At 64.6% G+C, this 18919-nt stretch carries 19 protein-coding genes; 7 read left to right on the top strand and 12 right to left on the bottom strand.

All coding sequences use genetic code 11. The features are described from left to right. The first annotated feature begins 10 nt into the window (after positions 1 to 10). Positions 11 to 1369 carry a c-type cytochrome gene (locus ACWFUC_RS03115; protein WP_489637437.1) on the top strand — a complete coding sequence of 453 codons (1359 nt, stop codon included), beginning with the start codon at positions 11 to 13 and terminating at the stop codon, positions 1367 to 1369. 104 nt (positions 1370 to 1473) lie between these two features. On the opposite strand, the gene ACWFUC_RS03110 is transcribed toward ACWFUC_RS03115, so the two are convergent. After that, complete coding sequence (locus tag ACWFUC_RS03110; RefSeq protein WP_489624074.1) at positions 1474 to 2487, bottom strand: XdhC family protein; 1014 nt, start codon at positions 2485 to 2487, stop codon at positions 1474 to 1476. Positions 2488 to 2858: 371 nt separating this feature from the next. On the opposite strand from ACWFUC_RS03110, the gene ACWFUC_RS03105 reads away from it, so the two are divergent. Continuing rightward, positions 2859 to 3908, top strand: coding sequence for an NAD(P)-dependent alcohol dehydrogenase (locus tag ACWFUC_RS03105; protein WP_039783185.1), 1050 nt, complete (start codon positions 2859 to 2861; stop codon positions 3906 to 3908). Between the two features lie 100 nt (positions 3909 to 4008). On the opposite strand, the gene ACWFUC_RS03100 is transcribed toward ACWFUC_RS03105, so the two are convergent. Together ACWFUC_RS03100 and ACWFUC_RS03095 are read right to left on the bottom strand one after the other, a co-directional pair. Continuing rightward, the gene (locus ACWFUC_RS03100; RefSeq protein WP_489624073.1) at positions 4009 to 4422 is read right to left on the bottom strand and encodes a (R)-mandelonitrile lyase; all 414 of its coding nucleotides are present in this window, start codon (positions 4420 to 4422) and stop codon (positions 4009 to 4011) included. Continuing rightward, positions 4419 to 5648 carry an MFS transporter gene (locus ACWFUC_RS03095; protein WP_489637436.1) on the bottom strand — a complete coding sequence of 410 codons (1230 nt, stop codon included), beginning with the start codon at positions 5646 to 5648 and terminating at the stop codon, positions 4419 to 4421. The genes ACWFUC_RS03100 and ACWFUC_RS03095 overlap by 4 nt, the downstream gene beginning before the upstream one ends. Positions 5649 to 5904: 256 nt before the next feature. Here ACWFUC_RS03095 and ACWFUC_RS03090 point away from each other — a divergent pair, with 256 nt between their 5' ends. Continuing rightward, positions 5905 to 6816 carry a LysR family transcriptional regulator gene (locus tag ACWFUC_RS03090; protein ID WP_489635016.1) on the top strand — a complete coding sequence of 304 codons (912 nt, stop codon included), beginning with the start codon at positions 5905 to 5907 and terminating at the stop codon, positions 6814 to 6816. A 115-nt stretch (positions 6817 to 6931) separates the two neighbouring features. Then, positions 6932 to 7396, top strand: coding sequence for a cyclophilin-like fold protein (locus tag ACWFUC_RS03085; RefSeq protein ID WP_489624070.1), 465 nt, complete (start codon positions 6932 to 6934; stop codon positions 7394 to 7396). Positions 7397 to 7409: 13 nt separating this feature from the next. Here the strand turns inward: ACWFUC_RS03085 and ACWFUC_RS03080 are convergent, their stop codons facing one another. After that, positions 7410 to 8363: a LysR family transcriptional regulator gene (locus ACWFUC_RS03080; protein ID WP_489624069.1), complete on the bottom strand. Its 954-nt coding sequence runs from the start codon at positions 8361 to 8363 to the stop codon at positions 7410 to 7412. A gap of 151 nt (positions 8364 to 8514) precedes the next feature. Between ACWFUC_RS03080 and ACWFUC_RS03075 the strand changes: the two genes are divergently transcribed. Both ACWFUC_RS03075 and ACWFUC_RS03070 read left to right on the top strand, forming a co-directional pair. After that, entirely contained in the window at positions 8515 to 9072 is a 558-nt protein-coding gene (locus tag ACWFUC_RS03075) for a flavodoxin family protein (protein WP_489624068.1), read from the top strand. A gap of 126 nt (positions 9073 to 9198) precedes the next feature. Further along, positions 9199 to 9735 carry an SRPBCC domain-containing protein gene (locus ACWFUC_RS03070; RefSeq protein ID WP_489624067.1) on the top strand — a complete coding sequence of 179 codons (537 nt, stop codon included), beginning with the start codon at positions 9199 to 9201 and terminating at the stop codon, positions 9733 to 9735. A gap of 3 nt (positions 9736 to 9738) precedes the next feature. On the opposite strand, the gene ACWFUC_RS03065 is transcribed toward ACWFUC_RS03070, so the two are convergent. Further along, on the bottom strand, positions 9739 to 10656 hold the full coding sequence (locus tag ACWFUC_RS03065; protein ID WP_121040963.1) for a LysR substrate-binding domain-containing protein: 918 nt from the start codon (positions 10654 to 10656) through the stop codon (positions 9739 to 9741). A 233-nt stretch (positions 10657 to 10889) separates the two neighbouring features. Between ACWFUC_RS03065 and ACWFUC_RS03060 the strand changes: the two genes are divergently transcribed. Next, positions 10890 to 12914, top strand: a complete 2025-nt coding sequence (locus ACWFUC_RS03060) for a TonB-dependent receptor (protein WP_489624066.1) — start codon at positions 10890 to 10892, stop codon at positions 12912 to 12914. Between the two features lie 59 nt (positions 12915 to 12973). Here the strand turns inward: ACWFUC_RS03060 and ACWFUC_RS03055 are convergent, their stop codons facing one another. From ACWFUC_RS03055 to ACWFUC_RS03025, 7 genes are read right to left on the bottom strand one after another with little or no spacing between them, the layout of a single operon-like run. Next, entirely contained in the window at positions 12974 to 13345 is a 372-nt protein-coding gene (locus tag ACWFUC_RS03055; RefSeq protein ID WP_083859679.1) for a RidA family protein, read from the bottom strand. Between the two features lie 52 nt (positions 13346 to 13397). After that, positions 13398 to 14801 (bottom strand): FAD-dependent oxidoreductase, encoded by a 1404-nt coding sequence (locus tag ACWFUC_RS03050; protein WP_489624065.1) that lies wholly within the window; start codon positions 14799 to 14801, stop codon positions 13398 to 13400. Next, positions 14798 to 15109 carry a (2Fe-2S)-binding protein gene (locus ACWFUC_RS03045; protein ID WP_121041360.1) on the bottom strand — a complete coding sequence of 104 codons (312 nt, stop codon included), beginning with the start codon at positions 15107 to 15109 and terminating at the stop codon, positions 14798 to 14800. The genes ACWFUC_RS03050 and ACWFUC_RS03045 overlap by 4 nt, the downstream gene beginning before the upstream one ends. After that, positions 15081 to 16205, bottom strand: a complete 1125-nt coding sequence (locus ACWFUC_RS03040; RefSeq protein WP_121040959.1) for an NAD(P)/FAD-dependent oxidoreductase — start codon at positions 16203 to 16205, stop codon at positions 15081 to 15083. Before ACWFUC_RS03040 ends, ACWFUC_RS03045 begins: the two co-directional genes overlap by 29 nt. Continuing rightward, the gene (locus tag ACWFUC_RS03035) at positions 16202 to 17002 is read right to left on the bottom strand and encodes an ABC transporter permease (protein WP_034334763.1); all 801 of its coding nucleotides are present in this window, start codon (positions 17000 to 17002) and stop codon (positions 16202 to 16204) included. The genes ACWFUC_RS03040 and ACWFUC_RS03035 overlap by 4 nt, the downstream gene beginning before the upstream one ends. Then, complete coding sequence (locus ACWFUC_RS03030) at positions 16999 to 17859, bottom strand: ABC transporter permease (protein WP_121040957.1); 861 nt, start codon at positions 17857 to 17859, stop codon at positions 16999 to 17001. Before ACWFUC_RS03030 ends, ACWFUC_RS03035 begins: the two co-directional genes overlap by 4 nt. After that, positions 17856 to 18908, bottom strand: a complete 1053-nt coding sequence (locus tag ACWFUC_RS03025) for an ABC transporter ATP-binding protein (RefSeq protein ID WP_489624064.1) — start codon at positions 18906 to 18908, stop codon at positions 17856 to 17858. Before ACWFUC_RS03025 ends, ACWFUC_RS03030 begins: the two co-directional genes overlap by 4 nt. Between the last annotated feature and the right edge of the window lie 11 nt (positions 18909 to 18919).

Below are 18919 nucleotides of genomic sequence, written 5' to 3'. Positions count from 1 at the left end.
TGACGCATCCATGACTGATCATAAAAACGGCAAGCTGCGCGTCTTCCTGCTGATCCTCGCCGCGCTGCTGATCGCCGCAGCCTGGGTCGCCCTGCGCACTCCGGCCTCGCCCTTCGACAGCGCAGCTGCGCCGCCGCCTCCCTCCGCCGCGCTGATCCAGCGCGGCGAGTATGTAGCGCGCCAGGCCGATTGCGTGGCCTGCCACAGCACCCCCAAGAGCAAGCCCTTCGCCGGTGGCCTGGAGATGGCCACTCCGCTCGGTGCCATCTACGCCACCAACATCACGCCCGACCGCGGCAGCGGCATCGGTGACTACAGCCTGGCCGAATTCGACCGCGCCCTGCGTCACGGTGTGGCACGCGATGGGCACCGGCTCTATCCGGCCATGCCCTATCCGTCCTACGCCAAGATGTCGGATGAGGATGTGAGCGCGCTCTATGCCTACTTCATGCATGGCGTGAAACCGGTGGTGCAGGCCAACCAGGAGAGCGACATCCCGTGGCCGCTCAACATGCGCTGGCCGCTGGCGTTCTGGAATCTGGCCTTCACCAGCCCGCATCCCTACCAGCCCGATCCGAAACAGGATGCCCTCTGGAATCGCGGTGCCTACCTGGTGCAGGGCGCGGGCCACTGCGGCAGCTGCCACACGCCACGCGGCGTGGCGATGAACGAGAAGGGTCTCGACGGCGGCCATCCGCTGTACCTGTCCGGCGCGCTGCTCGATGGCTGGTATGCCCCCAGCCTGCGTGGCGACGTCAACACCGGCATCGGACGCTGGAGTGAAGCCGAGGTCGTGCAATTCCTCAAGACCGGCCGCAACCAGCACGCGGTGGTGTTCGGTTCCATGGCCGATGCCTTCAACAACTCAACGCAATTCCTGAGCGACTCCGACCTGCAGGCCATCGCCCGTTACCTGAAGTCGCTGCCGGGCGATCCCAAGCGCGATGGGGAACCGTGGAAATACGATAACGGCACCACCACCGCCCTGGCCGCACAACGCCTGGACAGCCCCGCTGCACGCACCTACATGGCCAACTGCGCGGCCTGCCATGCGGTCGATGGACGCGGGCGTGCGCCGTGGATTCCACCGCTGGCCGGTGCCGTCTCCTCGCTGGCCAAGGAGGATGCCTCGGCCATCAACGTGACCTTGAATGGCTCGGTGCGCGTGGTGGCTGATGGCGTACCGGATTCGTATCGCATGCCGCCCTTCCGCAGCCAGTTGAGCGATGCCGAGATTGCCGACGTGCTCAGCTTCATTCGCAGCAGCTGGGGCAATCATGGCGGTGCGGTCAAGGTGGACGACGTCAAGACTCTGCGCGACCGTACCAATCCGGCCAGCAGCAATCCCATCGTCTTGCAGATGCGCTGAATCGTTTTTTCATGAAGTCCCGTTCGGACCGCTGACCTTTGCAGGCAGCGGTCCTTTTTTCATGACGGGAGGAAAGAGGAAAAGCTGGCGCGAAGGATGAGAACTTAGAACGCAGTACCGGCCGTCTTCATCGCCGCCACCGAATGCACCGGCGTCAAGGCCACGCCATTCTTGACGGCCAGCACCTCGGCCATCACGCTCACCGCGATCTCGGAAGGCGTCTTGCTGCCGATATAGAGCCCGATGGGCCCGCGCAGGCGCGCCAGGCTTTCTTCGGTCTGCTCGAAGTGGGTGATCAAGCGGTCCTTGCGCGCAGCACTGTTGCGGCGCGAACCGATGGCGCCGACATAGAACGCCGGACTGGCCACCGCTTCCAGCAGTGCCAGGTCATCCAGCTTGGGATCATGGGTGAGGGCGATGACGCAGCTGCGCTGATCGGGACGGAAATCCAGCACCGCATCATCGGCCATGTCGGTGACGATGCGCACGCCCTCCACCGACCAGCTGCCCAGGTATTCCGAACGCGGATCGCAGATCGTCACCGCAAAGCCGTTGAAGAGCGCCATCGTCGCCAGGTATTCGGCCAGCATGCCGGCACCGATCAACAGCATCCGGTAATCCGGCCCCATGGTATGGCGCAGCGTATTTCCATCGAACAGCAGTTCGGCCGGTGACTCGCTGACCTCGATGCGGCTGCTGCCATCATGGCAATCGACGCGGCGACAGACCAGTTGGCCACGTTCCAGCGTACTCACCAGTTCGTCCAGCATGTTCAGCGCAGGATCGAATTCGAGCAGCAGCGTCAGCGTACCGCCGCAGGGCAGGCCGAAGCGATGCGCTTCATCGGCATCGATGCCGTAGCGCACCTGTTGCGGTGATCCTGCCTGGCCCCATGTGGCGGGGCGCTGGCGCAGGTACTGGAACAGCAGGTCATCCTCGATGCAGCCGCCGGAGACCGAACCGATGAGCCGGCCATCGTCACGGATGGCCAGTTGCGAGCCGACCGGACGCGGCGACGAGCCCCAGGTCGAAACCACGGTGGCCAGCAGCGCACTGCGCCCATTGCGCCGCCATTCGCGCAGGGCGCGCAAGACCTTGAGGTCGGAAGTATCGTTCATTGCGGCATCAGTTTACGTTCGATCGGAGGTCCAGTCTGCCATGACATCGGCACAGGAACTAATTAGCCGGGCTTATAGACCAATTAAGCCCGGTCCGGCTAATCCCGGTACCAATGATGAGGCAGAATCTGCAAGCTCGCACGCAGTGTGTGCGAGCGCCGTGTTGCCGGGGCACACGGAAGCGGATGTCGCGGGAATGACGCGCTTGTCTTCGCGATGGTCTCGGAATTTTAGGCAAGAATCATCGCGAAATAGGTCTGTCTTCGCGCATTGTCGGACGCCACAATCATCCATTTTCAAGACAGGTTGCCCACCCCTGACCTGTTCTTTCTCAACGCCAGCTTATTGGCCCGTTTACTGAGGAGATCCCCATGCCAGTCCACGCTTATGGCGCACACGCCGCCGACAAGCCACTCGAACATCTGGAAATCACCCGCCGCGCCACCGGACCGCACGATGTGCAGATCGACATCGCCTATTGCGGCATCTGCCACTCCGACCTGCACCAGGTCCGTTCCGAATGGGCCGGCACCCAATACCCCTGTGTCCCCGGTCACGAGATCGTGGGCCGTGTCGCCGCCGTCGGCAACCACGTCAGCAAATTCAAGGTCGGTGACCTGGTCGGCGTGGGCTGTATCGTCGACAGCTGCCAGACTTGCCCTGATTGCGAAGAAGGCCTGGAAAACTATTGCGACAACATGGTCGGCACCTACAACGGCAAGACCGATGACGCGCCCGGCTGGACCATGGGTGGCTACTCGCAGCAGATCGTGGTGCACGAGCGCTACGTGCTGACGGTCCGCCATCCGGAAGCCGACCTGGCCGCCGTGGCCCCGCTGCTGTGCGCCGGCATCACCACCTATTCGCCGCTGCGCCACTGGGGTGCCGGTCCCGGCAAGAAGGTCGGTGTGGTCGGCATCGGCGGCCTCGGCCACATGGGCATCAAGATTGCGCACGCCATGGGTGCGCACGTGGTGGCCTTCACCACCTCGGATTCCAAGCGTGCCGATGCCAAGGCCCTGGGTGCCGATGAAGTGGTGGTCTCGCGCAATGCCGAAGAGATGGCCGCGCATGCCAAGAGCTTCGACTTCATCCTCAACACCGTGGCGGCACCGCACGACCTCGATGCCTTCCTCTCGCTGCTGAAGCGTGAAGGCACCATGACCCTGGTCGGCGCACCAGCCACGCCGCATCCGTCGCCGAATGTCTTCAGCCTCATCATGAAGCGCCGTTCGCTGGCGGGTTCGTTGATCGGCGGCATCCCCGAAACCCAGGAGATGCTGGACTTCTGCGCCAAGCACAACATCGTGGCCGATATCGAGCTGATCCGCGCCGAGGAGATCAACACCGCCTACGAGCGCATGCTCAAGGGCGACATCAAGTATCGCTTCGTGATCGACAACGCCAGCATGGCGGCCTGAGGGCCAACGGCTGACCTGACATCGTAGTGAACGAAATCGGGCGGGCACCCACAAGGTGTCCGCCCGATTTTTTGATTACTGAGCGAAGTGGGGGGAAGCCTCAGTCCCTGACGACTTCACCACCGAGATACTGCGCATCGGTGACCGCCTCCATCCACTCCACGTTCTTGCCATCAAGCAGTTCGGTGATGGCCACGTGCGTCATGGCGGTGGTGTCGGTGGCACCGTGCCAATGACGGCGCTGGCACGGACACCAGACGACGTCGCCGGCGCGGATCTCGGTGCGCGGGCCGCCTTCGCATTGGGTCCAGCCGACGCCTTGCGTCACGATCAGGGTCTGGCCCAGCGGATGGGTGTGCCACACGGTGCGCGCACCGGGTTCGAAGGTGACGATGGCACCGCCCGCGCCCGCCGGTTCTTCACCCTGGAAGAAACTGTCGATGCGCACATGGCCGGTGAAGAAGGAGGCCGGTCCCTTGGCCGATGGGGTGCTGCCGTTGCGAATGATCTTCATGGAGATGTCCTTTCGTTGGAAGATGGCCGGCGATCCTGGCGGGCCGTGAGCGCCGCCAGCAAGGCTGCGGCCAGCAGCACGCCTGCGCTGGCAAAGAAAGTGATGTGATGGCCGCCGTGGTCAAACAGCAGTCCGCCCAGGGTGGACCCCAGGCCGATGGCCAATTGCACCAGCGCCACCATCAGCCCGCCGCCGGCTTCGGCATCGTGCGGCAGGGTGCGCGCCACCCACGACCACCAGCCCACCGGTGCGGCCGTAGCGACCAGACCCCACAGCGCCAGCAGCAAGCTGACCGGCAGGACGTGATGGCCGCAGGCCACCAGCGCCAGGGCGATGACGGCCATCAGCAGCGGGATGAAGACCAGCGTGCCGTAGAACGAACGGCGCAGCAGCCGTCCGATGAGCGTAGTACCGATGAATCCGGCCACGCCGATGGCCAGCAGGATCAGCGACAGGGTTTGCACCTGCACCCGCGTTTCGCTTTCGAGGAAGGGGCGCAGATAGGTGAAGAGCGTGAACTGCCCCATGAAGAGCAGGCTCACGCCCGCCATGCCCAGTGCCACCAGCGGCGTGGCGAGCAGGGCCAGCGGATGCGTGGGCGCGGTGTGGCGCGCGGCCGGACGCATGGCCGGCAGGCTGAGCGCCTGCCACAGCAGCGCCAGCAAGGTCACCGGTGCCAGGCACAGGAAGGCGCCACGCCAGCCGATGAGTGCGCCCAGGTAACTGCCCAGCGGGGCGGCCACGACGGTAGCCAGGGCATTGCCGCCATTGAAGACGGCCAGTGCACGCGCCACGTCCTGCGGCGGCACCAGGCGGATGGCGGCGGCGGCCGACATCGACCAGAAGCCGCCGATGGCGATGCCGATCAGTACGCGCCCGGCCATGTAGACCGGATAGTTGGGGGCCAGCGCAATGACCGGGCCGGAGATCAGCATCAGCGCCGTCAGCCACAACAGCAGCGTCTTGCGTGGCAGCTGCCCGACCAGGCGCGCAATGCTCAGGCTGGTGAGCACGGCGAAGGCGCCAGAGACCGAGATCGCTTGCCCGGCCAGGCCTTCGCTCACGCCCAGATCCTGTGCGATGGGCGTCAACAGGCTTACCGGCATGAATTCGGAAGCGACCAGGGCAAAGGCCGTGAGCGTCATCGCGAAGACGCCGCCCCAGTGCGCCTGTACCGGGGTGTCGGTGGCCTGCAGTGAAGAGGTGGTGCAAGAGGAACTGCTCATGATGATGTCGGGCAAGACTGTGCCCGCCGCAGCACGCCGAAAACCAGCATGCACGGGTCGCAGCGCTTGCCGTGGAGAATGTGAAGGCAATCAGTGTCGCGCGCGTGCGCCGTATTGACTAGGTAATCAATCCTTAATTACCCTATTAGAAAAACTAATCAATGAATCCCGTCCCCCTTCGGTACCGACCCCGAGTTTCACAGGCGCGGCCTCCGGCTGATCCGGCTTTATTGCTCACCACAGGAAGGGTGGCTGCATGATCAAACGCAATCTCAATGACTTGCTGGGTTTCGTGACCGTGGCGCGCGAGGGCAGTTTCACGCGTGCCGCCGCCACGCTTGGCGTGACGCAATCGGCGCTGTCGCAAGCCATCCGCGGCCTCGAAGAGCGCCTGCAGATCCGCCTGCTGACCCGCACCACGCGCAGCATCTCGCTCACGCCCGCTGGCGAGCGCCTGATCCAGTCCATCGGCAACCGCTTCGACGAGATCGAGGCCGAGCTCGATGCCCTCACTGCACTGCGCGAAAAACCTGGTGGCACCGTGCGCATCACCTGCGGCGACGGCATGATCCAGCGCGTGCTGCTGCCCAAGCTGGCCCCGCTGTTGCAGCAATATCCCGACATCAAGCTGGAATTCGACATGAGCTACGCCCTGCGCGACATCGTGGCCGACCGCTTCGATGCCGGCGTGCGCTGGGGCAAGACCATCGACCGCGACATGATCGCGGTGCCCATCGGCCCGCCGCTGCGCATGGTGGTGGCGGCCTCGCCCGAGTACTTCACACGCTATCCGGTGCCGCTGCAACCGAACGACCTGATGGCCCAGGATTGCATCAACCAGCGCATGCCGTCCTCGGGCGGGCTTTACGTATGGGACTTTGAAAAGGACGGCGAAAAGATCAACGTGCGTGTCGACGGTTCGCTCATCTTCAACACCGTGCCGCCGCAGATCGATGCGGCCTTGGCCGGGCTGGGCGTGGTCCTGCTGCCCGAAGACGACCTTCAATCCTATCTGGAGAGCGGCCAGCTGGTGCGGGTGCTGGAGGACTGGTGTCCGGTCTTCGAGGGCTATCACCTCTACTATCCCAGCCGCCGCCAGCCTTCGCCCGCGTTCTCGCTGGTGGTCAATGCCCTGCGCTACGAAAACCGGCCACGTCAGCCGGGGTGATGACAGGGCGCCTGATTCATAAGCTGGACTGATGACCGCATTCAGGCCGGCGGGACTAATCACGAACCGATGATGCAGCGACAATCAGGCCAGATCGATTGCCTCCGGATTGCCCATGTCTTTCTCTTTCCTGCCGCGCCTGACCGTAGTTGCCGTGCTGATGGCCGGCGCGATGAGCCTCTGCCCGATGACGGCAGCGGCGCAGACCCTTCCCCCTGCCAAGAGCCTGCCCATGACCCTGCGCATCACCATCGCCGACACAGTCCTGACCGCGCGTCTCGAACCCGGCCCGGCCGCCCGCGACTTCGCCGCCCTGTTGCCGCTGACGCTGGAGCTGTCCGACTACAACCAGACCGAGAAGATCGCCCAGCTGTCGCGCAAGCTGGCCACGCGCGGCGAGCCTGAGGGCTATACCCCGCGCAGCGGGGACATCGCCTTCTATTCGCCCTGGGGCAATATCGCCCTGTTCTACAAGGACTTCGCTTACTCGAAGGGATTGGTCAAGCTGGGCCACATCACCGGAGACATCGCGGTCCTGCGCCAGCCAGGACCGTATATGGCCCTGATCGAGCAGGAATGAATCGCTGCCGCAATCAGGCCGCGTACTTGCGCAAGGCGGCCAGCGGCACGTGCAGTTCCTCGCTGGCGGCGAAGCCTTCCAGCAGGTAATCCACCGCCACCCGCACGCGCGGCGCGATCAGCGCCCGGTGCGGGTATTGCAGGCACATCTCGTAGTTGCCCGGATGATGGCTGCGCAAGAGCAGCACCTTCAATCGCCCGCGTTGCAGATAGTGCCACGCGTGATGCACCCCGACTTCGGCGATACCCATGCCGGCCAGGGCCGCCTGGACCAGCGCTTCGGGCGAGGACAAGGTCAGCAGTGCGTGTTCGGTATTCCAGGTCATGATGCTGCCGTCGCTGCCCTGGAAATTCCAGGGTGACACCTTGCCGCCCAGAAACTTGCGCGTGATCAGGCTGTGCTTGTGCAGATCCTGCGGGCGGCGCGGTGTGCCGCGGGCCTCCAGATAGGCGGGACTGGCGACCAGCGCCAGGTTCAGTTTGCAGATGCTGCGCGAGACCAGCGACGAATCGGCGATACGTCCGCCCCGGATCGCCAGGTCATAGCCGTCCTGCACCAGCTCGCTGAGGCGGTCATCGAAATCCACTTCCACCGACAAGGCCGGATAGCGCTGGCTCAGGCCGGGCAGCAGCGGCAGCAATTGTTCGCGGCCGAAGGCCGCACTGGTGGAGATGCGCACGCGTCCGGTCGGTGTCGCGCGTGCCGCCACCACGTCATCGGTTGCCTGTTCCAGTGCATCGAGCGCAATGCGTGCCTGACGCAGGAAGGCACTGCCTTCCTCGGTCAGGTTCAGGCTGCGCGTCGTGCGGTTCATCAGACGCACGCCCAGCGCAGTCTCCAGCCCGGCCACATTCTGGCTCACCGCAGCTGAGGAGATGCCCAGTGTCCGCCCGGCACCGGCGAAGCTGCCGCTATCGGCGGCCTGCACGAAGGAAATGATGGCGCGTACCCGTTGCGACGTATCCATGGCCGTTGCTCTCCGAAAAATGGATTGATAAGTTCATCTTGATGAATCCTAAAGGATTGCACTGCTGCCGTCATGTAATCCATTTGCGCAGAATGAGCCTGTTACGTCATTCCCCGGTCCCGAACAGTTTGATTTATCCACAGGAGAAAACATGAACATCAGCATCGTCTCTGACAGCGGCTACGGCCATACCGAAAAACTCGCCCAGTCCGTGGCGCGCGGCGTGGAGGAAGTCGCAGGGGCTCACGCCACCCTGGTGCCGCTCGCCGCCGGCAGCGTGGACTGGGCTGCCATTGCCGCCAGCGACGCCATCATCTTCGGCTCGCCGACCTATAACGGCACCATCTCGGCGCGCTTCAAGCAGTTCATGGAAGACTCGACCCGCCAGGCGTGGATCCCGCAGACCTGGCGCAACAAGGTCGCGGCCGGTTTCACCAATTCCGGCGCGCTGCACGGCGACAAGCTCAATTCCCTGGTGACCCTGGCGCTGTTCGCCGCCCAGCACGGCATGCTCTGGACCGGTGTCGATCTCTTCCCCGGCAAGAGCGGTGATGAACTCAATCGCATCGGTGGCTGGCTGGGAGCGATGGCGCAATCGGACGATGCCCCCGCCGAGGTCACGCCCGGTGCCAGTGACCTGGCCACGGCTGCCTATCTGGGCAAGCGCGTGGCCGAGGTGGCGGCGCAATTCGCACGCGGCCGCGCCTGAACCTCAGGCCCGTGCCCTGATCCAGATATCAGTTTTCCCGATATCCATCATCGTTTTTCAGGATTGGCGTAATAACTGGACGGTCCGCATCATGCAGACCTGTCCAACAATCCGCCAAGGAAAATCATGTCTGCCATCACCACTCAAGCCGCCATCATCTGGCCGGCCGGCTATCTGCCCGGCACCACCGACAACTACGTTTCCAATGAAGTGATCATCGCCGGTCTCTCGGCGCCCCAGGTGTGGCCGCTGCTCAACGACACGCGCGCCTGGGCCGGCTATTACGGCAATGCCAGCGAGATCCGCTTCCATGATGGCAGCGGTCCGCTGCTGTCGGCGGGTGCACGCTTCCGCTTTACCACCTTCGGCTTTGCGGTCGAAGCGGAAGTGACCGAATACCTGCCGCCCCAGCCTGGCCAGGCCGCTCGCATCGCCTGGCACGGCTGGGTCGAAGGCGATGCCGCGCAGCGTCTGGATGTCCACCACGCCTGGCTGTTCGAAGACCTGGAGGGCGGCCGCGTGCGCATCCTCACACAGGAGACCCAGAACGGCCAGCCCGCGCGCGAGCTGGCAGCCACCTTACCCAATCCCATGCTCAATGCCCATCAGGAATGGATCACCGGCCTGGCGCGGGCAGCGGCTGAGGCCGTTGCGCTGCGCTAAGGATCAGCGCAGAGGCACCAGCCCGGCCGTGGCAAACAGCAGTTGCCGCAGCCAGCGCTGCGCTGGATCGCGATGCGTGCGCTCGTGCCACGCCGCTGTCTTGGTGAAGCCGGTGATCTCCAGCGGCGGCGGCAACAGCTTCAGGCCCTCCACCCCGGCCACCAGCCGGGACGGCACCACGGCCACCAGGTCGGTGCTGCGCAAGATTTCCGGCAACACCAGGAAGCGCTTCACTGACAGGCTCACGCGCCGCTGCAGGCCGCGCTGTGCCAATGCTTCATCGGTGACGCCATGGAAGGGATCGCCCGCATACGACACCAGCGCATGATCCAGCGCGCAGAATTGCTTGAGCGAGAGCCGCTGTCCCCGCACCACCGGATGATCCTCACGCATCGCGCAGACGTAATGTTCGTCGAACAGCCGCCGCGCATGCAGGCCCGGCGGCGTATCCTGCGGCGTGGTCAGTGCCAGGTCGATCTCGCCGCGCTCCAGCCGCTCCTGCAGCGGTGCATCTTCCATCGACGCCAGTGCCACGCGGATGAACGGGGCATGCTGCTTGAGCGCCGTCAGGAAGGGCAGGGCGACCGCGCGCAAGGCATAGTCGGTGGCGGCGATGGTGAAATCCAGATGGGCCGTGGCCGGGTCGAACACCGGCGGATGCAGCAGGCCATCGATGTCGCGCAGTACGCGCTGTACCGGTTGCGCCAGTTCCAGCGCCCGTGGTGTGGGCACGATGCCGCGCTGGCTGCGGGCAAACAGGGGGTCATCGAAATTCTCGCGCAGCCGCGTGAGGATGCCGCTCATGGCCGGCTGGCTCACCCCCAGCCGCGCCGCCGCACGCGTGACGTTGCGTTCATCGAGCAGGGCGGCCAGTGCCTTGAGCAGGTTCAGGTCGAGGGTACGGAGGTCCGGTTTTTTCATGCGCGCAGGATCAGCAGGAAGAGATCTCGCATGGTAGCAAGCCCCTGCGACAAATTGCCACATTCAACAAGTGGTCATACCAGATTATGCTTGCCGCTCCTGATTTCCCATGCGGCATCCAGGGGACGGCAGCGCAGCTGCCGGGGGAGGCCGCATGCTCTGCCTATACCAATACAAGACCAATGACGACTCACTCCGCCCGCCGGCCCGGGCCGCAGCATCGCGCACGACCCGTGTTCAAACTCACCGCCCTGTCCGGCCTGCTGGCCCTGGGGGCCGCACCTTGGGCGCTGACGCAATCGGCCAGCGCCGCTGAGGATTCTTCACTGACGCTCGGTACCGTGGAAGTGAGCGCACGCCGCAGTGGTCCGCTGCAACTCAACAACGTGCTGACCTCGGTGGACCTGATCGGGGCCGACCGCATCCAGCAACAGCAGGTGCAATACAACTGGGAGCTGTTCGCGCAGTCGCCCGGCGTGATGCTGACCCAGTTCCGCCAGGGCAATGAATCGGGCAAGCTGTCCTTCCGTGGCTTCAATGGCGAGGGCGAGGTCAATGCGGTCAAGCTGCTCATCGACGGCATCCCCAGCAATGACAATGCGGGCGGCATGCCCTTCCTGGGCACGCTGTTCCCGCTCGATATCGCCCGCATTGAGGTTGTACGCGGCACCAACGATGCGCGCTACGGCCTGCACAACATCGCCGGCAACGTCAACATCGTCACCCGCCAGGGCGGCAACTACGACGAGGCGCGCCTGACCTACGGCAGCTTCAACACGCGCCAGGTGCAGGTGGTCAAGGGCGTGGAAAACGGCAACTGGTCCCAGAATTATTTCGTCGGCTACGAAAAATCGGATGGCTATCGCGACCATGCGCAGGCCGAGAACATCGCCTTCTCCGGCAAGTGGTTCTACACCAGCGATGATGGCCGCTATCGCACCGGCCTGAGCATCCGTCATGCCAATGCCTATGCCCAGGAACCGGGCTACCTGACGGCCCAGGATGCGCGCAGCAACCCGACTTCGTCCTATGCCTATGCCCAGTCCGATGGCGGCAACCGCCAGATGGACCAGGTCAGCCTGCACTTCGATGGCGACATCGATGACCAGCTCTCGGTCGGTGCCAAGCTCTATCTCAATCGTGTGCGTGACCAGCGCTGGCTGCGCTATTCCTCCACGACCTCGCAGCAGGAGCGCGTCATCGACGAGACCCACTACGGGCTGTTGACCAATGCCACCTATCGCCCGCGCTGGAAGGCGCTCGAAGGCATGAGCGACCTGGCACTGGAAGGCGGCTTCAGCATGGAGCGCCAGGAAGACCAGAGCCCGCGCTACAACACGGTCAACCAGGTACGCGTATCGCAGACACGCGACCATCATTTCGTCTTCGATACGGTGGGTGCCTATGTACAGGCCGTGATCAAGCCTGTGGAGTCGCTGCGCATCATCCCCGGCTACCGGGTCGACCATGTGGGAGGACGTTTCAACGATCCCTCGCGCGGGGTGAGCTATGGCATCCAGGATTACGGCTACATCCGCCAGCCCAAGCTGAGCGTGGTCTATGCACCGATCCGCGAGGCCAGCCTGTATGCCAACTGGGGCCGCACCTTCCAGGTCGGCGCGGGCGCGGCGGCCTACAAGTCCAACAACAATGACCTGCGTCCTTCCATCAATGACGGCTGGGAAACCGGCGTCAAGTTCACGCCGGTGGACTGGCTCGATGGTCGCGTGGCGGTGTGGGAGCAGCGAGCCTCGGATGAAGTCAAGCGACGCCTGAACGATCCCACGGGCGATTCGGAAAACGTGGGACGCACGCAGCGCAAGGGTGTCGACCTGCAAATCAATCTGCGCGCCGGCAAGCGCACCACGCTGTGGCTGGCGTATTCGCGCCAGCGTTCGGAAATCATCACGCCGGACCCGACCGCACCCAACACCCTCGGCAAGGAAATCGACCACGTGCCGCGCCAGGTGTATTCCGGTGGCATCGATTACCAGGCCACGGCGGACCTGAAGCTGTCGGCCTCGGTCAACGGCCAGGGCAGCTACTACCTGACCACGGCCAATACCGGCGGCAAGTACGGTGGCTATACGCTCTTCAATGCCAGCGCGACCTATCAGGTCAACGACAAGCTGAGCCTGGAACTGCAGCTCAAGAACCTGGCCAATCGCTACTATGAATATGTCTGGATCAACGACCAGACCCGGCATGCACCGGGGGATGGGCGGGCGGTCTACCTCTCTGCCAATGTGAAGTATTGAGCAAAAAATACGGAAGGGCAGGCAGCCGCAATGGCTGCCTGCCCTTCTTTTTTTTCTGCTTATCGGGCAGCGATCACGGTCATCTCGACCAGCAGATTGGATGCGCCCAGTCTGGCTTCGAGCGTAGTACGGGCCGGCGCGGTTCCGGCAGGCACCCAGGCATCCCACACCGCATTCATGGCCGCAAAGTCGGCGATGTCGCGCAGGTAGATGGTGGTCGAGAGGATGCGCTCCCGGCCGGTGCCGGCTTCCTGGAGCAGGGCATCGATCCGGGCCAGGACTTCGCCGGTCTGGGTCGCGATGTCGGCCTCGGCATGCGGTCCGCCATTGGCGGTCTGGCCGCACAGGTAGACCAGGCCGCCATATTGGACGATCTTGCTCATGCGCGCATTGGTGTGTTTTCTCTCGATGCTGTGGTCGGTGGTGCTCAAGCGATTCTCCTGTCAACGATGGATCATGTCACTGCCATGGGGCTGCCCCGGATCATTCCGGGGCCAGCGGTTCGGTATCGGCCAGTGCCGCCAGCGAAGCCAGCGCAATGGGTTTGAGCGGCGTGCGGATGTGATAGGCGCCGACTTCCTCGGGCGACTTGTGCAACGCCTGCGCCAGCATCTGCGTGACGGTCAGGCCGCACATGCGTCCCTGGCAAGGACCCATGCCGCAGCGGCTGAAGAACTTGGTCTGGTTCGGCCCCTGGCATCCCAGGCGCGCCATCTCGCGGATCTGTCCGGCCGTGACCTCTTCGCAGCGGCATACGATGGCCTCGTCCGGCGGCTGCGCGAGCCATTGCGGCGGACGATAGAGGGCGTCCAGGAAGGGACGGATCCGCAGATGCCGGTCACGTTCCGCCTGCGCTTCCCGCACGCTGGCGGCGCACGTGGGCGCATCGATTTTGCCCACGGCCAGTGCGGCATGGGCGGCCGCAATGACGCCCGCCGGTTCTGCCGCACGGGCGCCCGCAATAGCGGCACCGTCGCCGGCAATGCGCAATCCGGGCAGGGAGGTCTGGCCGCCTGCGTCCACTACCGGCGTCCAGCAGAGATTGATGGCATCCCACTGGTGATCGAGGCGCAGCTGGCGGCTGAGCTGCGTATTGGGTACCACCCCGTGATGCAGCAGAACGACCTTGGCCGCCAGCGTGTGGCGCTGTGGTCCGATATTGAACTGGACCTGCTGTACCTGATGCTCGCCCTCGATGCGCAGCTCGCTGGCACCTTGATAAAGCGGTACGCCAGCCCGGCGCAAACGCCACAGCATCTTCATACCCTTGATCAGATAGTGCGGCGCGCCCAGCGCTGCGGGCAGATGACGCAGGGCGCGGCGCAGGTTTTCGCGGGGCGCTGTCTGTACCACGGCCGCGACTTCGGCCCCCGCCTCCAACAACTGGCAAGCCACCAGCAACAGCAGCGGGCCCGCACCGGCCAGTACCACCGGCCCCTGCGGCACCGAGGCCGAGGTCTTCATCGCGATCTGCGCGGCACCGGCGTTGAGCACGCCCGGCAAGGTCCAGCCCGGAACCGGCGAAGGCCGTTCCATGGCGCCGGTAGCGGCAATGATCTGGCGCGCCCGCACGCGTGAGGAACGCTCATCCTGCTGGAACGTGACCACCAGATCCTCGGTGATCTCCCAGACCAGGGCACCGCGACGATAGTCCACGCCGCATTGCTGCAGGCGCTCGGCCAGGCTGCGTCCATGACGATAGTCCGGGCCCAGTACCGCAGCCACCTTGGGCGGCACTTGCGTGACATTGCGATAGATCTGGCCGCCCGGGTGGCTCTGCTCATCCAGCAGCAGCGTCTTCAGACCGAGCGCGGCCGCATGCAGCGCGGCGGACATGCCGGCCGGTCCGGCACCGATGATGATCAGATCGTGAGTGGGGGCCATCATGCCGGGTCTCCCACGTGACGCGCGCCGTCGGGCAGGCGGACCTGCATCCCTGCATGCACCTGCACCATGCAGGATTGCACGTTCTGGCGGCCATCGACCTCGACCAGGCAATCGAAGCACACCCCCATCAGGCAAAAGGGGGCGCGCGGACTGCCCGAGACCGGCGTATGCCGCAAGGGGACGACGCCCGCATTGAGCAGGGCAGTGGCGAGGCTTTCACCTGCGCGTGCCCGGATGGTCTTGCCATCGACCAGGATGGCAATGTCGGCGCGCTGGTCTTCACTGGCCGTCAGCATGGACTTGAACATGGAATCGCTCCGCTTTGAAGGTGGAAATGGCGGCTGGCTCGGCCGCACCCCGGATCCAGTCCGCCAGGGGACCGGCGTGCATGGCGGCCAGCGTGATGCCGCTGTGGCAGGTCACCAGGAAGGCGCCCGGGCATTGACGTGATTCTTCGTAGATCGGGAAGCCGTCCGGCGTCATCACCCGCAGCGCTCCCCAGGTACGGACCACGTTGGCCCCGTCGAGCAGAGGAAAATATTTGCGCGCGCGATGGGCGATGTGGGCCAGCTGATCGATCGAGGTGCGGTCATCAAATCCGACGTCCTCCTTTGAATCGCCGATCTGCACCACGCCCTCGCCGGTCTGCCGCACGTGCCCCGACGGATGGCGCAGGAAGGGCTGCATGCGTTCGGTCACCAGCACCTGTCCGCGATTGGGCGCGACCGGGGCATGCAAGCCGACCATCGGGCCCAGCGTGCGGTTGCCCAGCCCGGCCGCCAGCACCAGCTTGCCGGCGACGTATTCCTTGCCGCCCGCCTGCACGTGGAAGCGGTCGGCACGATGGACGATCTGCTCGCAGCGCACGCCATTGCGCAGGATGCCGCCCAGCGTGTGAAAGCGCTGTACCAGCGAGCGCAACAGGCGCAGCGGACTGACGTGGCCGTCACGCGGACCGTAGACCGCACCGACCACTTCCGGGCCGATGTGCGGCGAGAGCTGTTTCAGCGCGACCGGATCGAGGACCTCGAAGGGGTAGTCACCGACGGCGGCGCGCAGGTTTTCCAGCTTCCGTACGTAGGCCCGCAGTTCGTCCTCGTCCAGGAAGAATTGCAGGCCGCCGATCTGCTGCAGCTCCAGGTCGATGCCGTTGGCCGCCGTCAGCTCCTGCGCAAAGGAGGACCAGCGCAGCACCGAGGCCATGCTCCAGCGCGCATAGTCGGGCCGTTCTTCGCCCTTGCCCTGCACCCAGACCAGGCCGAAATTGCCGCGTGCGGCACGAAAGGCATCGTCGCCCTCGTCCAGCACCAGCACTCGTTCGCCGGCTTTGGAGAGGCCGTAGGCGATGGACATGCCCACCACACCGCCGCCGATGACCAGCGTATCGATATCCGTTGAAATCATGATGTCTTTCCAGAGAGAATCCGGTCCAGCCCGTAGAAGCGTTCCAGCAGCGCCATCAGCACCAGGGTCAGCACGATGAGTACCGTGGAGACCGAGGCCAGCAGCGGATCGATGGTGTTGGCGATGTGGTTGTACATCTTCACCGGCAGGGTCTCGGTACCGGCGGAAGCGACGAAGATGGACATGGTCAGTTCGTCGAAACTGTTGATGAAGGCAATGATCCAGCCCCCCGCCACGCCCGGGATGATGAGCGGCAGCTCGACCCGGCGGAACACCGTCCAGGCCGATGCACCCAGCGATTGCGCGGCCTGCGCGATGGTGCGGTCGAAGCCGGTGGCTGCGGCTACCACCAGGCGCAGTACGTAGGGCAGCACGATGACCGTGTGTGCCACCGTGAGGCCCCAAGCGGTACCGGGCGAGCCCAGCAAGGTCAGCAAGCGCAGCAGTGCGATGCCCAGCACGATGTTGGGCACCATCAGCGGCGACAGCAACAGCCCCAGCAAGGCATCGCGTCCGGGAAAGCGATACCAGGCGATGGCCATGCCGGCCGGCACCGCCAGCAAGGTGGCCAGCGTGGCTGCCGTGACACCCAGCGACAGGCTGCGATAGAAGGCCGTCATGAAACTGTCCTCGCGCAGAATGGCACCGTACCAGCGCAGCGAGGCGCCATCGAAGGGCAGCGAAATATAGCCCTTGTCGGTGAAGGAAACGCAGACCACCATCACCAGCGGAGCCAGCATGAAGGCCGCAAAGGCGAAGTGGAACAGCAACAGCGGAAGCGGAGCGCGCGTCTTCATTGGAACACCTGCCTGTAGCGGCGCTCCACCAGGCGGTTCACGCCCAGCGAGACAGCCAGCACGATCACCAGCAGCACCACCGACAGCGCCGCCCCCAGTGGCCAGTTCAGATTGCCGAGGAATTCGTCATAGATGGTGGTCGGTACCACTTTCAGTCGTCGTCCGCCGATGATGGCCGGCGTGGCGAAGGCGCTGGCCGCCAGCGAAAACACGATCAGTCCGCCCGAGAGCACGCCCGGGATCACCTGCGGGAAGACGATGCGCAGCATGATGGTTCCCAGTCCCGCGCCCAGCGATTCGGCAGCCTGTTCGGTGGCCGGATCGAGCTTCTGCAGCGAGGCCCAGACGGCCAGCACCATCATCGGCACCAGCACATGCACCAGGGCGATCACCACGCCGGTAAAGGTGAACAGCATCTTGAGCGGTGTCTCGATGAGACCCATCGCCATCAAGGCCTTGTTGATCACGCCTTCGTTGCCCAGCAGGATGGCCCAGCCCAGGGTGCGGACCACGACCGAGATCAGCAGCGGGCCCAGCACGATCACGATGGACACCGCCCGCCATCTTTCCGACAGGCGCGACAGCACATAGGCTTCCGGTACGCCGATGGCAATGCAGATCAGGGTGACCACCAGCGCCAGCCCGAAGGTGCGCAGGAAGATGCTCTGGAAGTAGTCATCGGTGGCGATGTCGAGATAGTGGGTCAGCGTGAGCTGATCGCCCGTGCCGCCACCGGCCACGAACGGAAAGAAGCTCAGCGACAAGGTCACCACCAGCGGCAGCACCACGAAGGCCAGCGTGAGCAGGGCGGCCGGTGTGCCCATCCAGTAGGGCAGGGCGCTGCTGCGGGCGGTCATCGCGCGGCTCCCGCACGGGGGACCACGTGCGCATGTTCCGCGGCCCAGCGCAGGCTGACCGTATCGCCTTCGGCCGAGCTGGGGGCACCCCTGTTGGACTGGCTGATCTGCACCAGGCCCAGCGGGGTCTGCACCTGATAGAGCCAGTGATTGCCGAGGAATACGCGTGCCTCCACGCGCCCGGCCAGCATGGCTGTTTCCGGCGTGGTGAATTCCAGCTTCTCGGGACGCACGATGTATTCGACCTCGCCGTGGGTGGCCAGATCGGAGGCAGGCAGGCGATAACCCTGGAGTTCGACGCAGTCGCGGCCCTGCATGCGGGTGCCGGCAAACACGTTGGCCTTGCCCAGGAAGGTCGAGGAAAACCGTCCGTTGGGTTGTTCGTACATGTCGTAGGGACGGCCGATCTGTTCGATGCAGCCCTTGTTCATCAGCACCACGCGATCGGACAGGGTCATGGCCTCGGCCTGGTCATGCGTGACCATGATGGTGGTCACACCCACACGGTGCTGCAGGGCGCGCAGTTCGATCTGCATTTCTTCGCGCAGCTTGGCATCAAGCGCACCCATCGGCTCATCCAGCAGCAGCACCGGTGGCTGGATGGCCAGCGCGCGGGCCAGCGCAACACGCTGGCGCTGGCCCCCGGAGAGCTCTTTGGGATAGCGTTGCGCCAGTGCAGCCAGGTGCACCAGCTCCAGCGTTTCCGCCACCCGCCGGTTGCGTTCACCGCTGGCCAGCCCCTGCATCTCCATGCCGAAGGAGACGTTCTGCGCCACCGTCATGTGCGGGAACAAGGCGTAGTTCTGGAAGACGATGCCGAGGCCGCGCCGGCTCGGCTTGATGTCGGTGATGTCGCGGCCATCGAGCAGGATGCGTCCACTGCTGGGCTGCACGAAGCCGGCGATCATCTGCAGCGTGGTGGTCTTGCCGCAGCCCGAGGGGCCCAGCAGGCTGATGAATTCGCCCTTGGCCACCGACAGCTCGCACTGTCCCACGGCCACCACATCGCCGTAGTGCTTGGACAGGCCATTCAATTGAAGAAAGCTCATGGAGGAAATCC

The organism is Herbaspirillum sp. Her4, from assembly GCF_057961335.1.
This window is presented reverse-complemented; position numbering and strand designations above follow the sequence as displayed.

What these genes read in the sequence shown, in the direction of transcription:
- ACWFUC_RS03115 (WP_489637437.1), top strand. Translation starts at nt 11, where the DNA reads ATGACTGATCATAAAAACGGCAAGCTGCGCGTCTTCCTGCTGATCCTC.
- ACWFUC_RS03110 (WP_489624074.1), bottom strand. Translation starts at nt 2,487, where the DNA reads ATGAACGATACTTCCGACCTCAAGGTCTTGCGCGCCCTGCGCGAATGG.
- ACWFUC_RS03105 (WP_039783185.1), top strand. Translation starts at nt 2,859, where the DNA reads ATGCCAGTCCACGCTTATGGCGCACACGCCGCCGACAAGCCACTCGAA.
- ACWFUC_RS03100 (WP_489624073.1), bottom strand. Translation starts at nt 4,422, where the DNA reads ATGAAGATCATTCGCAACGGCAGCACCCCATCGGCCAAGGGACCGGCC.
- ACWFUC_RS03095 (WP_489637436.1), bottom strand. Translation starts at nt 5,648, where the DNA reads ATGAGCAGTTCCTCTTGCACCACCTCTTCACTGCAGGCCACCGACACC.
- ACWFUC_RS03090 (WP_489635016.1), top strand. Translation starts at nt 5,905, where the DNA reads ATGATCAAACGCAATCTCAATGACTTGCTGGGTTTCGTGACCGTGGCG.
- ACWFUC_RS03085 (WP_489624070.1), top strand. Translation starts at nt 6,932, where the DNA reads ATGTCTTTCTCTTTCCTGCCGCGCCTGACCGTAGTTGCCGTGCTGATG.
- ACWFUC_RS03080 (WP_489624069.1), bottom strand. Translation starts at nt 8,363, where the DNA reads ATGGATACGTCGCAACGGGTACGCGCCATCATTTCCTTCGTGCAGGCC.
- ACWFUC_RS03075 (WP_489624068.1), top strand. Translation starts at nt 8,515, where the DNA reads ATGAACATCAGCATCGTCTCTGACAGCGGCTACGGCCATACCGAAAAA.
- ACWFUC_RS03070 (WP_489624067.1), top strand. Translation starts at nt 9,199, where the DNA reads ATGTCTGCCATCACCACTCAAGCCGCCATCATCTGGCCGGCCGGCTAT.
- ACWFUC_RS03065 (WP_121040963.1), bottom strand. Translation starts at nt 10,656, where the DNA reads ATGAAAAAACCGGACCTCCGTACCCTCGACCTGAACCTGCTCAAGGCA.
- ACWFUC_RS03050 (WP_489624065.1), bottom strand. Translation starts at nt 14,801, where the DNA reads ATGATGGCCCCCACTCACGATCTGATCATCATCGGTGCCGGACCGGCC.
- ACWFUC_RS03045 (WP_121041360.1), bottom strand. Translation starts at nt 15,109, where the DNA reads ATGTTCAAGTCCATGCTGACGGCCAGTGAAGACCAGCGCGCCGACATT.
- ACWFUC_RS03040 (WP_121040959.1), bottom strand. Translation starts at nt 16,205, where the DNA reads ATGATTTCAACGGATATCGATACGCTGGTCATCGGCGGCGGTGTGGTG.
- ACWFUC_RS03035 (WP_034334763.1), bottom strand. Translation starts at nt 17,002, where the DNA reads ATGAAGACGCGCGCTCCGCTTCCGCTGTTGCTGTTCCACTTCGCCTTT.
- ACWFUC_RS03030 (WP_121040957.1), bottom strand. Translation starts at nt 17,859, where the DNA reads ATGACCGCCCGCAGCAGCGCCCTGCCCTACTGGATGGGCACACCGGCC.
- ACWFUC_RS03025 (WP_489624064.1), bottom strand. Translation starts at nt 18,908, where the DNA reads ATGAGCTTTCTTCAATTGAATGGCCTGTCCAAGCACTACGGCGATGTG.